At 40.0% G+C, this 14,600-nt stretch carries 11 protein-coding genes and 1 pseudogene; 9 read left to right on the top strand and 3 right to left on the bottom strand.

Annotated elements, in window-relative coordinates; all coding sequences use genetic code 11:
* Nucleotides 1-307 precede the first annotated feature (307 nt).
* From DSBG_RS19840 to DSBG_RS19810, 8 genes are all read left to right on the top strand, one after another.
* Nucleotides 308-646 carry a glutaredoxin domain-containing protein gene (locus DSBG_RS19840; protein ID WP_083236991.1) on the top strand — a complete coding sequence of 113 codons (339 nt, stop codon included), beginning with the start codon at nt 308-310 and terminating at the stop codon, nt 644-646.
* Nucleotides 647-858: 212 nt separating this feature from the next.
* Entirely contained in the window at nt 859-1,317 is a 459-nt protein-coding gene (locus DSBG_RS19835; RefSeq protein ID WP_068966488.1) for a MarR family winged helix-turn-helix transcriptional regulator, read from the top strand.
* 173 nt (nt 1,318-1,490) lie between these two features.
* Nucleotides 1,491-3,224, top strand: a complete 1,734-nt coding sequence (locus DSBG_RS19830; protein ID WP_068966486.1) for an ABC transporter ATP-binding protein — start codon at nt 1,491-1,493, stop codon at nt 3,222-3,224.
* Nucleotides 3,221-5,092: an ABC transporter ATP-binding protein gene (locus DSBG_RS19825; protein WP_083236990.1), complete on the top strand. Its 1,872-nt coding sequence runs from the start codon at nt 3,221-3,223 to the stop codon at nt 5,090-5,092. Before DSBG_RS19830 ends, DSBG_RS19825 begins: the two co-directional genes overlap by 4 nt.
* Before the next feature lie 39 nt (nt 5,093-5,131).
* On the top strand, nt 5,132-6,685 hold the full coding sequence (locus DSBG_RS19820) for an efflux RND transporter periplasmic adaptor subunit (RefSeq protein ID WP_068966482.1): 1,554 nt from the start codon (nt 5,132-5,134) through the stop codon (nt 6,683-6,685).
* Between the two features lie 134 nt (nt 6,686-6,819).
* The gene (locus DSBG_RS23865) at nt 6,820-7,026 is read left to right on the top strand and encodes a hypothetical protein (protein ID WP_242877773.1); all 207 of its coding nucleotides are present in this window, start codon (nt 6,820-6,822) and stop codon (nt 7,024-7,026) included.
* 557 nt (nt 7,027-7,583) lie between these two features.
* Nucleotides 7,584-8,396: a nitroreductase family protein gene (locus DSBG_RS19815; protein ID WP_068966481.1), complete on the top strand. Its 813-nt coding sequence runs from the start codon at nt 7,584-7,586 to the stop codon at nt 8,394-8,396.
* A 247-nt stretch (nt 8,397-8,643) separates the two neighbouring features.
* A complete protein-coding gene (locus DSBG_RS19810; RefSeq protein WP_068966479.1) occupies nt 8,644-9,306 on the top strand; it encodes a ferredoxin-like domain-containing protein in 663 nt (220 codons plus the stop codon).
* Nucleotides 9,307-9,856: 550 nt separating this feature from the next.
* Here DSBG_RS19810 and DSBG_RS19805 read toward each other — a convergent pair.
* Complete coding sequence (locus tag DSBG_RS19805; protein WP_068966477.1) at nt 9,857-11,146, bottom strand: Nramp family divalent metal transporter; 1,290 nt, start codon at nt 11,144-11,146, stop codon at nt 9,857-9,859.
* Between the two features lie 186 nt (nt 11,147-11,332).
* Between DSBG_RS19805 and DSBG_RS23860 the strand changes: the two are divergent.
* Nucleotides 11,333-11,697, top strand: a pseudogene (locus tag DSBG_RS23860) (metal-dependent transcriptional regulator).
* Nucleotides 11,698-12,218: 521 nt separating this feature from the next.
* Here the strand turns inward: DSBG_RS23860 and DSBG_RS19800 are convergent.
* Both DSBG_RS19800 and DSBG_RS19795 read right to left on the bottom strand, forming a co-directional pair.
* Nucleotides 12,219-12,968: a 3'-5' exonuclease gene (locus tag DSBG_RS19800; protein ID WP_068966475.1), complete on the bottom strand. Its 750-nt coding sequence runs from the start codon at nt 12,966-12,968 to the stop codon at nt 12,219-12,221.
* Nucleotides 12,969-13,106: 138 nt separating this feature from the next.
* Nucleotides 13,107-14,144 carry an XdhC family protein gene (locus DSBG_RS19795; RefSeq protein WP_068966473.1) on the bottom strand — a complete coding sequence of 346 codons (1,038 nt, stop codon included), beginning with the start codon at nt 14,142-14,144 and terminating at the stop codon, nt 13,107-13,109.
* Nucleotides 14,145-14,600: the final 456 nt, after the last annotated feature.

Below are 14,600 nucleotides of genomic sequence, written 5' to 3'. Positions count from 1 at the left end.
AAACAAGCGAAAAGACTATCTCTACGAGGTAGTCTTTTCTGTGTTCATGAAAGTAAGATTTATGCAATGACTGGAACGACTGGGGCCGGGGTTCCACCCGTTCGGGATCCACACTGCAGGAGAATTTGTTTCGTCACACTAGTTTCTGCAATATATAATGTGTGATGATCAACATCGGGATACTATTTTTCGTTAAGGTCTTGTGCGGGGAAGCATTCAGCGTTTGGGCATTTTCGGGACAGGAATGATATAATAAACTTGTCCATAAAATTTATGACAGACCACATTAAAATAAGGAGATGAGTTAATGAAGAAGGTTACTTTATTTACAAATCATACCTGACCCTATTGTGGGATGGCGAAAGAGTTTCTTTCGCAAAATAAAATACACTTTGAAGAAAAGAACATTAGCACTGATTCTCAAGCAAGGTTAGAGCTGCAACGCAGAAACATAAGTGGGGTTCCTGCTTTTATTATCGGAGAAGACGCAGTTATTGGTTTAGATAAAGAGAAGATTCTAAAGTTAGTCGATCACCGTGTCATTCAATGTGAAAAATGTTCGAAAAAGATGCGAGTACCGATAAACAGAGGTACAATTGAAGTAACCTGCCCGAAGTGTGCCCATGTATTTAAAGTCCAAACATAAGCATCAATTCAGAAGATTAACGTCCGGGTGTTTCCCTTTCTACATGTCTTAAAAGCGGTTGGCTAAAGTCAGCTGCTTTTTTTTCTGCAACAATATTGGTTAAAAATAATTGAAACAAATAACCATATGCAAAAGTTGGTTTCATAAAAACGTTGTAATCATAAATAAGATGCCATATACTTTAGTAAGTAAAATATTGAGGTGATAAATCAATGGATAATTTTTTTACACAAGAACTTTCACAAGATTTACTGCGGATATTCTCGCAATTCAAACGTTCAAGAGGTCAGCACCCTTTTACAAAGCTTGGGATAAAACCCAGTGAATTTATATTGCTCCACTCACTGCTAGAGCATTGTGATGATACTTCAGTGGGGCTGAAGGTTACTGAAATTAGTGAAAAGCTGCAAATTACACCAAGTGCTGTTACGCACACAATTAATTCCTTAGAAAAAGGTGGATTTATTGAACGGTTAGCGGCTCCAAAAGATCGAAGAATCGTACTAGTCAGGGCAACGGACAAAAGTAAAGAAATTATGAAAGAGCTTTATGCTGAACGAGTCCAATTTATTGAGGGGTTGGTGACTTATCTTGGAAAGCAAGATAGCAAGGAATTCATTAGGCTATTTTCAAAAGCCTTAGATTATTTTAACGAAATGAGACAGAAGTAATGGAGATGAATCAAAACACAAGTTTTAATTTGTTTTCAGTTGCAATTATCTATGAGTACAATGAATATTGATGCATGCCAAATAGCAGTAGGATAAGCAGTATTGTTGTTTTAGGATTAGGGAAAGGACTTAGAACGAATAATAATCAGATAAACGGGGGAGGAGCTTGTGAAGTGATTAAGCTTCTGAAATATTTAAAACCCTATAGCGGAATCATTCTTGGTGTAGTTGCGTTGTTATTTTTGCAAGCCATCTGTGATTTGACATTGCCCGACTATATGGCTGATATTGTCAATACAGGGGTTATGTCAGGAAAAATTAGTTTCATTTTTAAAACAGGTGGAACGATGCTCTTAATTACACTATTGGGAACTGCGGCTTCGATAACCGTAGGCTATCTGGCCTCCATGACAGCCGCCGGAGTAGCCCATGATTTGCGTTCTAATCTATTTAAAAAAGTTGGGCACTTCACTAATGCCGAATTCGATAAATTTTCAACGGCATCCTTGATCACACGCACAACGAATGATATTACCCAAGTTCAAACCGTATTAGTAATGATGATCCGGTTGGTTTTTTATGCTCCAATTATGGGGATCGGAGGAGTTATCAAAGCTATTTCCAGCAGTGCTTCCATGTCATGGATTATAGGGGTTGCGGTTATTTGTTTAATCGGAACGATTATGATCTTGTTTTCGCTGGTTATGCCTAAGTTTAAAATGGTCCAAAAATTGGTGGATCGGCTTAACTTGGTTACACGCGAAAATATCGAAGGGATGCTGGTCATCCGTGCGTTCAACACCCAGAAATTTGAATTAGATCGCTTTGACACTGCGAATGCGAACTTAACATCAACCAATCTTTACGTGAATCGGGTCATGACGATGATGATGCCCGCAATGATGCTGATCATGAACCTTGTTACGGTCATTATCGTGTGGGTAGGCGCCAAACAAGTATCTGCGTTTCATATGGATATTGGAGATATGATGGCCTACATGCAATATGCGATGCAAATCATTATGGCCTTTTTAATGATGTCAATGATGTTTATCATGGTCCCGCGGGCTGCCGTGTCGGCAGACAGAATCGACGAAGTATTGGCGACGAAAGCAAGTATTTTAGATCCTAAACAGCCTGTCCTTTTTAAGGAGAGTTTTGAACCGACCATCGAATTTCATAATGTAAGCTTTCGTTATCCAGGCGGCCAGGATTATGTCTTGCACAATGTTAACTTTTGCGCAAAGGGGGGTCAAACAACAGCAATTATCGGTTCAACGGGCAGCGGGAAGTCAACCCTGGTGAATCTGATAATGCGGTTTTATGATGTGACTTCAGGTGAGATTTTAATTGACGGCGTCGATATTCGAACAGTGACACGCCAGACGTTGAGGGATAAGATCGGTTATGTGCCGCAAAAAAGTGTCCTTTTCTCAGGTTCAATTAAGTCAAATTTGTTATACGGGGATAAACATTCCACGATGGAGAACCTTGAAAAGGCCTCTTCCATTGCCCAAGCCACAGAATTTATCACCTCCAAGGAACAAGGGCTTGACGCCATTATTGCTCAAGGCGGAACAAACGTTTCCGGAGGGCAAAAGCAACGTTTGTCTATTGCCAGAGCCTTGGTAAAAAATGCCCCGATTTATCTTTTTGACGATAGCTTTTCGGCACTTGATTTTAAGACCGATCAAAAACTACGGGCTGCTTTAAAAAACGAAACAGGCAAGAGTACCATTCTTCTGGTCGCTCAACGCGTCAGCACCATTATGAACGCCGAACAAATTATTGTCATGGACAAAGGGCATGTTGTAGGGTTAGGCACGCACAGTGAGCTTTTGAAAAATTGCGAAGTCTATCAAGAAATTGCCTATTCGCAATTGAGTGAGGAGGAATTAGCGACGTGAGTGCAGTAGAGCGGCAAGCACGCTCTGGACCTGGACCAGGATCTGGACCAGGTCCAGGGCGAGGATTTGGCATGCAGATAGGCGGCGGGGGAGCTAAAGCCAAAGATTTTAACAAGACGATTCGTAACTTGAGTAGTTACCTGAAACCGTATAAGGTCTCGATGATCATTGTTATCTGTTTTGCCTTTTTATCCACGGTTTTCTCGATTGTCGGTCCTAAATTATTAGGTAAAGTCACGACGAAGTTGGCCGAAGGATTATTCGCCTATTATGCTCGAACGGGACTTTTAACTGACTTTAATTATATGGGCAAAATAATTATCCTCCTCGTTGTGCTGTATACGATTTCTGCGGTTTGTTCTTATGTTCAAGGTTATATGATGGCCAAGGTTTCGATGGATGTAACCTATAAACTGCGTAAGAATATATCCGAAAAGATGAATAGAATCCCTCTTAATTATTATGACACCAGAACTCACGGCGAAGTTCTGTCACGCATAACGAATGATGTTGATGTGGTCAGCCAGACACTCAATCAAAGCTTAACTCAGATTATTACCTCTGTTACAAGTATTGTGGGCGTCTTGGGCATGATGCTCTCGATTAGCTGGCTGATGACGCTTGTCGCCTTGTTGGTGGTACCTTTATCCATGATCATTGTTGGCGTGGTGATCAAGCGATCCCAAGGCTATTTCAAAGACCAACAGAAATATTTAGGTGAAATTAACGGTCATGTTGAAGAGATGTACGGGGGGCACAATATTGTTCAAGCCTTTAACGGTGAACAAGAGTCAATTGAGATTTTTGAGAAAGTAAACGATAAATTGTACCATTCTGCTTGGAAGTCACAGTTTGTATCGAGCATAATGATGCCGGTGATGGGATTTGTCGGGAACTTGGGCTATGTTTTAGTTAGTATTTTGGGCGGGTATTTAGCCGTAAAAAAAGTAGTTGATATCGGAGATATCCAAGCCTTCATTCAATATATGCGATCGTTTACACAACCGATTGGCCAACTTGCTTCAATCTCCAATACCCTTCAGTCAACTGTAGCAGCAGCAGAACGCGTTTTTGAATTTCTCGAGGAGGACGAGGAAATTCCGGAAACACCGACACAGCTCAAGGCTCAAGATTTCTGTGGCAATGTCACCTTTGAAAATGTCAGCTTCGGCTACAATAAGGACAAACTTATTATTCATGATTTTTCGGCAAAAATTAAAGCCGGGCAAAGAATAGCCATTGTCGGACCAACAGGGGCTGGTAAAACTACGATCGTGAAACTTTTAATGAGGTTTTATGATATTGATAATGGGAAGATATCGATCGATGGTCATGACATCTATGACTTTACCCGAAATGACCTGCGGGCTATGTTTGGCATGGTTCTTCAGGAAACCTGGCTTTATAACGCTTCTATTAAAGAAAACATCCGGTATGGAACCCCTGAGGCGACTGATGAGGAAGTGATTGAAGCAGCTAAGGCGGCCCATTGTGATGAATTCATCCGAGCCTTACCAGATGGCTATGATATGATTCTCAATGAAGAAGCCAGTAATATTTCCCAAGGACAGAAACAGCTATTCACCATTGCCAGGGTCATTCTTGCTAATCCGAAAATATTGATTCTGGATGAAGCAACAAGTTCAGTTGACACAAGAACTGAGATTTTGATTCAAAAGGCGATGGACCATTTAATGAAGAGCAGAACGAGTTTTGTCATTGCCCATCGGCTTTCCACCGTCAAGGATTCAGATCTGATTTTAGTCATGAAAGACGGTGACATCATAGAACAAGGAAATCACGAGGAATTGTTGGCCCAAAAAGGTTTTTATGCTGGACTTTATAATAGTCAGTTTGCAGAGGAATGAAGTATAAATTCTGGAGAAGGAAAGAGAGGAGTCTAAGTTATGATAGAAAAATCAAACGTCAAAAATGAGCCAGTCCTAAGCGGAAAGAGAAACAAGGTAAAAAGAATCCTTTTACCAATTCTGACCGTTTTAGTAGTGATCGCTGGCTGTGCAGGGTTTTATTATTTCAGCATGAGCAGCCGATATTTTTCAACGGATAATGCCAAAGTAACAGCCAAGATGTACACCATTACTCCCAACGCGTCAGGAGAATTACTGGAATGGAACGCCGAAGAAGGCAAGCGTGTGGAAAAGAATGCAATTCTTGGACGGCAGGAGGTTTTACCTTATATTACGTCACCAATTGCGGGAACGATTGTCGAAAACGATGGGGTCGAGGGGGAGATTGTTACTCCGGCCAAGCAACTGGCGATGGTTGCTGATACTGACAATATGTACATCGGAGTTAACATTGAAGAAACCGATATTAATAAAATTAAGGTCGGGCAAACAGTGGATGTTAAAATTGATGCTTATCCCGGGAAAACCTTTCAAGGCGTCGTGAGCGAAATCGATCAAACCACCCAAACCTATTTTTCTAGTCCCACAAGTTTCAGTACCAGTGGGACATATACGAAAGTTACGCAATTGATCCCCGTAAAGGTCGTTCTTGAAAATGAAAAAGATCTTCCTTTGAAGTTTGGCATGAATGCTGCAGTGAAAATCCATCTTAGGCAAACAACGTCTAATAATGAGGCGATGATGAATGTAAAGGGCGGCGCAACCAGTACAAAACCGCTGACGGATCATAACAGCATAATTGAAGCCGCGGATCAGATTGTTGTAACGACGAATGTTTCCGGCAAAGTGAGTAAGGTTAATGTGAAAATCGGCCAAAACGTAAAACAAGGTGATGTGTTGTTTGTATTGGACAGCACTGATATGGAGCTGCAGGTAAAGCAGGCTGAAGCTAACTATATGGCAATGCTTTCGTCTTATAGTAATAACGAAAATGCTTACAACAGTAAATCCACTGTGATTCCTGCTCAGAACGCTTATGATGAGGCAGCAGCAGATTATTCCCGCTTACAGACACTTTATGCTTCCGGAGCAACCACGAAGGTGGACCTTGACAATGCCAAGGCCAAAGTTGATACGACCCAAGCCCAATTACAAACGGTTCAAAACTCTTCTAAGGCAGCGTTAGATGCGGCTAAGGGCCAAATGAAAAGCGCCAAGGCGGCGCTCGAAATTGTGCAAAAGAAACTGGACGATTATGTAGTGAAAGCACCGATGTCAGGAGAAGTTGCGTCGAAGGTTATCAGTGTTGGCGATATGGCCTCTCCCCAGGAAGTAGCGTTGACCTTAATTAATGCCTCAAACGTGAAAGTGCATATCAACGTTACAGAAGCGAATATTTCTAAAGTAAAAATCGGAACAAAAGCAGAGATTAAAGCACAGGCCATCGATGTAGTCGACCATGGTTCGGTAGCAAGCATAGCGCCTGCGTGTGATCCGAAGACTGGATTATTTCCGGTAGAAATTCTTGTCAAAAACGCGGACGGAAAACTCAAGCCAGGAATGATGACCGATGTGACACTGCAGCTTCAATAGCCCGCAAACACGCTCCCTTACCACAATTGACGGGTTAGAGGTGCTTTTTTGTCCCTGATTCACCTTTTCGCCAAGTTTCGCCGTGGATTAGGAATATAGTTGTTGGAAAGGACACTTTTGCTTTCATAAATAGCGTGAAAAGCAAATCGAGTGGTATTGGAACGATACCTTTTTTCGGTTTGTTTGCAGAAGTGAGGATGAATATGTGCTTCATTGAGAGAATGCAGGAGGGTGTCATGAAAAAAGAAACCATTAACGGATTAAACGGTTACGATATCCCATGCCTGAATAATTTGAGCGGCGGCGAGAGGAGAAGGGATAATGTAGAATACCCAAATTAGTTGGATTATTGTACTTGATTAAATAAGAAACTAATTACAAAATAGTGGTTAAGAGGTGTAGAGGCATATGGAATTTATTTTTGAGGACAAAGCAAGAAATATTATTGAAGAAAAGGGGGGGAATTTGATCATTAAAAAAGAAGTAGGCTACAGTTGACATGGCTGCATTAGTAGACTCTGGTCAGAGGCTGGCAACAAAACTAAAAGTACAAAGTTCTATGATGTGTATCAACATCAGGGAATAAAAATATTTATCGATAAAACCCTGAATGTATCCAATCAAATTCAAATTGAATTAAAATTCGATCTCTCTTTATTGGAACCATCCTTTACAATTAAAGGTGTGTCTTTTTGAAGTCACAGATGACCAATTTAACTTGAAGGAATTAAACAAATAAATGGAGAGATTGCTAAGTATTTAGGAGGAATTGTTACACAATTGCAAGATTATGCTCCGAGCAGACAGAAAGTCCACGCGGTTGAAATCGTTAGATATACAAGATTGAAAATGCATCAATATTTCGGAGCAAATCTCTATTAAGAAAGGAATTAATGATATGGAATTAATTCAAGTTGACCAAGAAAAATGTATCCGCTGCGGCTTTTGCGCTGATGTCTGTCCGACCAATGTTATCAACATGGAAGGAGATGGACCTCGGGCAACAAACCAAAGCTGCATAGCCTGTGGTCACTGTGTGGCAGTATGCCCCGAGGCTGCATTGGATAATGTGAAGGCGCCTCTGGCAAAACAGTTATTTCTAGAAAAGTCACCCATTCTCGATGCAGACACGGCAGCTCGCTTTCTCCGTGCGCGGAGATCGATTCGTCGTTATAAACAAGATGCTGTCCCACGTGAAAAGATTGTGCAACTTCTCGATATCGCTCGAATGGCACCGACCGGCGGGAACTCACAGGGCGTAATTTATCACGTCGTTGATAACCTTGAAACACTCCATGAAATTACAGCCGCTACGGTTAACTGGATGGAAATGCAAGTACAAAATGCTTCTCCTATGGCTTCGTATTTTGCCGGGACAGTTGATCGTTATCGTAATGTTGGTGAGGATGTTATTTTAAGGGATGCGCCATGTTTGATTGTAGCCACAACTGCGAAAACCCTGCTGCCCCTTGGTCGAGATAATTCGCATTTTGCACTTACTTACGCTGAGTTATATGCACCAGCGATCGAATTGGGAACGTGTTGGGCAGGATTTTTTGAAATATGTGCATCAACTGCTTATCAACCTCTGATGGATATCTTGAGCCTACCGGAAAATATGACCGTCACCGGCGGATTGATGGTCGGTTACCCCAAGTATACGTATAAACGACTAGTCGACAGAAATCCATTGCAAGTGATCTGGCATTAAAAGTTTGCTAATCAATAATTTGATCCTTCACCGGTTTAGAATGTATGTTCCTATGATAACGAAAGTAGTCCGAAGGCCTTGACAGCTCTTCTCTGGAGCTTCGACTGCTCTTCTCTACCTTGGATTCCTAGGTTTTAGATCTAAGCCATTATTCTGTTCTTTCTTGTGACAAATTTTTTGCTTTTAGCAGGATTAGTACTATTTTTAACGAAGTAGTCTTTGATAAAACATTTTTGGAGGGTTTATTATGTCAGATCAGAGTGCACCAAAAGGAGCTTTTATTCAAAGGGATAAAGAAACCTATGCCATTGTCCCACGAACCCCGGTTGGGGTGGTTACCCCTGAATTATTAGAGAACATCGCAAGTGTAGCCAAGAAATACGAAATCCCTATCATTAAGATTACTTCCGGCCAAAGGATCGCTTTAGTAGGCATGAAACCGGAGATTGTCGAATCTGTATGGGAAGAGCTAGGTACCGATATTGGCCCTGCAGTAGGGAAATGTTTTCATTATGTACAGGCTTGCCCTGGCACAGCTGTGTGCAAAAATGGAATTCTTGATTCCCTCGGTCTAGGAATGCGGTTGGAGCAACTTTTGGTGGGAGCAGAACTCCCCGCTAAAGGAAAAATTGGTGTATCCGGTTGTGGCTTATGTTGTGCTGAGAGTTTTGTGCGCGATTTTGGTGTTTTTGCAAAACGAACTGGTTGGACCTTTATTATTGGAGGTAATTCAGGCAGAAACGCTCGTATTGGTGATGTAATAGCTGAGGATTTCACCGATGACCAGGTAGTTGAGTTGACTAACAAATGCGTGGAATATTATAGGGCAAATGCAAAACCTAATGAGAGGACTGCTAGGTTTGTGCAGCGGATTGGAATTGAGGAAATTAAAAAAGCTGTGTTAGAATAGAACCACTTAAAATAGGGACAAAGTAACTTGCCACGTAAGCGGCGGCCATAAGGGAATTATGAAAAAGTAGCCATTTCAAAAGGGGCTACTTTTTCCAAACTAATATTCCATCTAAAAACTCTAATAAATAAATGAATACTAATAGGTGCATGGGTAATAGCCTATTGGCTATTAGATTGTTTTTGTGGTGGATATATAATGAAGGAATCGACATTCATGAGGTGAACTGTTCTTTTTTTACGTCGGAAACTAAGAGTCTGGGTTGATGGATTGGCATGTAGATCTTCAAATAATAAGAAAAAGACTATTCTTTTAATAGGTCCGGTAAACAATACTAAGCCGTATTGAAGTCTCATATTTTTGTGGGAAAGGTTCGAATCAAACTAACTCATGCTCCTGTCTTAGCAAGATTTTACATAGTATTTCCTGGACACGATAATTTTAACAGATAACTTATCATTTGCGAACAAACAAACTTAAGGCCGGGGATCATACTAGTACCCCGGCCCTATTGCTTATGCTTTTTGCTATCAAACCTGTCAGTCGCCCTTTATACTTTACCGCTGAAGGTCAGGTAAAGCAGAACAGCATTTAAACCAACAATAATACTAGTAATAATCCATCCTGCTATCTTAGTTATAGATTTGTTGACTAAGCTACCCATTAAGTCTTTGCGACTGGTAATCAGCAGCATTGGTACAATGGCAAATGGAAGGGCGAAGCTCAATATAACTTGGCTGATTATAAGAGCATTCATAGGGTTAACCCCTAATGCAATGATGATCAAAGCCGGGGTCATAGTGATTAATCTTCGGATATTTATGGGAATACTCAAGCCAACAAAGCCTTTCATAATGGTTTGTCCTGCCATGGTCCCAACTGCAGAGGATGACAAACCGGAAGCCAATAATGCGATCCCGAATGCTCCACTAGACAGCGTCCCCAGAAGGGGTTCTAATGATTTGTGTGCTTGTTCAATCGTATCTACAGCGATGCCATTTCTGAAAAATACGGCAGCAGCTACAATAACCATAGCGGCATTGACGAGAAAAGCAATATTCATTGCAATGACAATGTCGATTCGCTCCATGCGTAAATGTTTGCGTTTTTGTTCTTCGGTCTGATCCTTTTGATTTCTGGCCTGAACCAGCTGCGAGTGTAGATATATTACGTGAGGCATAACCGTTGCCCCAAGCATTCCAACCGCTATTAAAACGGCTTCACCATTGGGAAGTGACGGGATTAGCATGTGGATACCCACCTGAGCCCAGTCCGGTTTTGCTAAAAAGACCTCAATAGTGTAAGCAATGGTAATGACCGCTACTAATGTACCAATAACCCACTCAACCACCCTTTGCCCATATTTCTCCATGTACACGATTAAGAAAGTAAGTGCACCAGTGAGGAGACCAGCGTAAATCATCGGTATTCTAAATAGTAAATACAATCCCAATGTTCCACCAAGAAACTCAGCTAAATCAGTGGCCATAGCAGCAAATTCAGCTTCAAGCCAAAAGAACCAGTTCGTTTTACGAGAAAATATTTTTGAGCACATTTCCGGTAAATTGTGACCTGTAGCGATCCCTAATTTTGCAGACATACTTTGCAAAAAAATCGCCATCAGGTTACTCCAAAGGATTACCCAAATAAGACTATAATTAAATACTGAACCCCCACTAATATTGGTAGCAAAGTTACCTGGGTCAATGTACGCTACACTTACAATAAACGCGGGGCCTAAAAATTTGAGAATGCTTTTTGCTTTTGTTTGCCATGTATCCTTTAACAATGGCAATGGAAAGGTTAGTGATGTTTGGGATGAGTTCAAGCCCTCACTCATTGTAATTACCCCCAGTTTTAAAATTTCATTAAATAGATGAAGCACATTAAAAAAACATTCTGATATAAGTAAAATAACAGCATAAACTATTAGGTGAGAATGATTTGAGCGCTTTAATTCTTTAGATAAAATCTCTATGCTCAAATGGGCATAGGGTACAAAGGTGAAGCAAAGGATGTGTCGAATATGCTAACACCTAGCTTAGAGGATTTTTTAGAGGAGATATATCGGTTTTCTTTATCTCTCGATACTGTTCGGGTAACAGTATCAGTAAAGGCTCAAAGTTGCTGTGCCATCAGTAACTAAAGCTCTCTATAAATTGATAGACGAGAGTTACATAAGCTACGAACGATATGGTGAAATAAAGATTACTGATCAAGGAAAAGAATTTGGGTACTACTTAGTAACGAAACCAATTATTGCAGGAGTTTCTTGCCCTAATATGTAGCAAATGTGACTTGCTGAGGCAGAAGCGATGGAACATTACCATACAACCGCAACGATCCATGCTATTTCTTCTTGTGGAGTTTATGAAAGGTAATCCCATTTAGTGGCAAGCCTTTACAGATTTTATGGATTTAAAAGACTAAGCTGAATTGTCTATGAATAAGGATGTAATGGCAAATGAATTATTATATAACCTCCTTGTATACTGGTTAGCCAAAGCTAACTTTATTGGGTGATTCTTCAATAAAATATGTTAGCAGAAAGAAATTGCTATTAACTTTGCCTTGCAAAATATACCAGGAGTTCAGTGTATAAATGCAAATAAAAATGACATCTCTGCTTGAAATGGTAGCCTGGGTTTATCGTAGGAAATGTCTATAAAATCGGTAACCAAAAAGGGGATGTGTGAAAACTCAGTCTCCAAAATTTCAAGTGCTTAAAACAATCAATAAGCGTCCTCATTTCACTATTAAAGTGGAGTGAGGACGCTTGTGTTTTGATGATATAGAGAGACTTGAATGACATAACAACTTTCAAGATGTGAGGGGAAGCGTTCCTTGCCCTAGCGAGGGTACATCTGCTCTTTAAATTCGTCAAAGTACCTGTCCCTTCCCGAAAGCCTACTTTAGACGTCTTTCAAAAATTGATTTGTTCTCCCCATCTTATAGGCAAGTTTAATCATAGCTTGTTCTTCTTCGGTTATTTTTCGGGCATACATTTTTTCGAATTGCTGAAGAAGTTTATCGACGTCTATCACGCTTACATGGCGTTTCGGTCTAATTGTCCTGTGGGATGGGTCATAGGGTTTTGGTTGAATTGATGAATTATATACTTTTTTAAATATTTCGGCCGTATAAAAAGCATCATGACGTGCATTGTGAAATGCATCTGTTATTGGAATATGGAGTAACTCAACGGCATGTTGAAGACGTAGTAGATTTTTTAGAGGAAGATTGAAATGCTTGGAAACATAGGGTTGTAAGTTGATGACCCTTTTCGGTAAAAACCTGTGGCTTAATTGATGGCCTTCGACATTTCTGAATAGTTCTGTTATATCCGACATGCCCCAAGTACAAAAAATAGAATCGCTCTCGTTGATAAAGGTTGTATACGCCTTATAAATCTCAGGAAAAGGTTCTTCTGTTAGAAGCTGATCTGTGGTAATACCAGTCAATTCAGTGACGAATGGATTAATTCTTGTGTAGAAGGTTGGCTTTACGTAACGGTTAAAAGTGCCTACGGTGTTAAATTCCATATCTAATTTGATGGCACCGATTTGAATGATTTCAAAGGGATAGGGCGATCGTTTTCTATCAAAATTTTGTAAAGACGAGACGTCTTGATTAAATTCTAAATCATATATAATGAAAGACATGTTAGAACTCCTTAAACCACACCTCATTTCTTTTATTTTTGACTGGATATAAGGATGCTATCCGCACCCGATTAAAAGGTCTGCCGAAAAGTGATCAAATGAGAAAAACCAGTTAGGTCGAGAATATGAATTCTCTGATCACCGAGCTTGAACTGATCTTCTAATAGAAATAATTTGAGCTAGAATGCTTATAGCAATCTCTGATGGGGTTTGAGCATTTATATCTAAACCTATAGGCGCCTTAACTTGCGCAATATCGTGAGAGGAATGCCCTTTTTCTTGCAAATAGTTTACAATATTGGTTATCTTTTTTGAACTGCCCAACATGCCGACGTATTTGGTTGGATAACTTAAAATATCTTTAAGACACTCTGCGTCTGTCCGATGACTCCAGGTCGCAATTACGACATAGGTATTGAGGTCGGGCTTATAATTACTTATTCCTGAAGCGAAATCACTACAAATGACGGACTGAGTTCCAGGAAAAAAATACGGCAGCGCATAAGCGTCTCGATCATCAATAACAGTTACTTGAAAATCAAGCGGTTTTGCATAAAAAGCAACTTCTCTGGCCACATGACCCGCTCCTAAAATTAATAGCCGCTCTGTTATTACGAGCGGTTCCACTAACCAACAAGCCTCTTCATATATTCCAATAACTTCTGCACGTTTGGATGAGCATATCTCTTGCAGTTTTTTTGCAGAGAGTAATAACCCCTTTTGAGTTTGACCAAATAAGAGATTGCCATTAAGATCTAAAATACTCTTAGTATAAGGGGAAAATAAAGAAGTTACTATCACAGCATCTTTTCCACTCGCTTGAAGACTTTGAGTAAATTGCCAGAAATCCTTCTTAAGAACTGGCTCTATTAGAACATCTATGTTGGCCCCACAAACCGATAATCTATCAGTAACGGTTTCTTGGCTAATCGTTACACGATGTATATCAGTTTGAACTTCATTGTCAGCAGTTAAAAAAGTCATTGCTCTTTTTGAGATGACTTTTTCTGCAGTTCCTCCGCCTATAGTACCTATTGTTTGGCCATTTTCAATGACCACCATTTGGGTACCTAGATCACGTGGGGTAGAGCCTTCGGTGCGAATAATCGTAACAAGCGCAGCTTTCATTTGAGTGTTATGGATATTTAAAATGGAGTGTACAATAGTTTCATCCAATTGAAAACACCTCCTAACTATATTTTTGATCGATAAGGTTGAGTATAGCCTTTCTTTCATCTCATTAATTTTATCTGTATAGTCTTATAAAACTATTCTTAATTAGAATTGTCAAGATCTGATTAATGATTTCAATTAATTTACTTTATAGGTGATTTGTTAGTACTTAAAGCCTTGAAATATTCATAAAACCCTATACATTGTTTTATTTAATAATTATATAGTTATATATTACGTAGTTATTCCATTATACTTTACTTTGATTAATCAGCGATCAGAGAATTGGGGGTGATCGGTAAAATCAAGGAAGGTGTAATTGGATAACATTTTTTGGTTTAAACGGGCGTTATCCGCACTGACTTCAAGAGCCGCAGCTTTACTGGTTGAAGAGTAGGAAAATGATCTCAGTCGGCATTCCTTACTAAAGTAAATTGCTAATTCACCTCATAACGATCA

This window comes from Desulfosporosinus cupriresistens (genome assembly GCF_001707885.1).
GTDB lineage: Bacteria > Bacillota > Desulfitobacteriia > Desulfitobacteriales > Desulfitobacteriaceae > Desulfosporosinus.
This window is presented reverse-complemented; position numbering and strand designations above follow the sequence as displayed.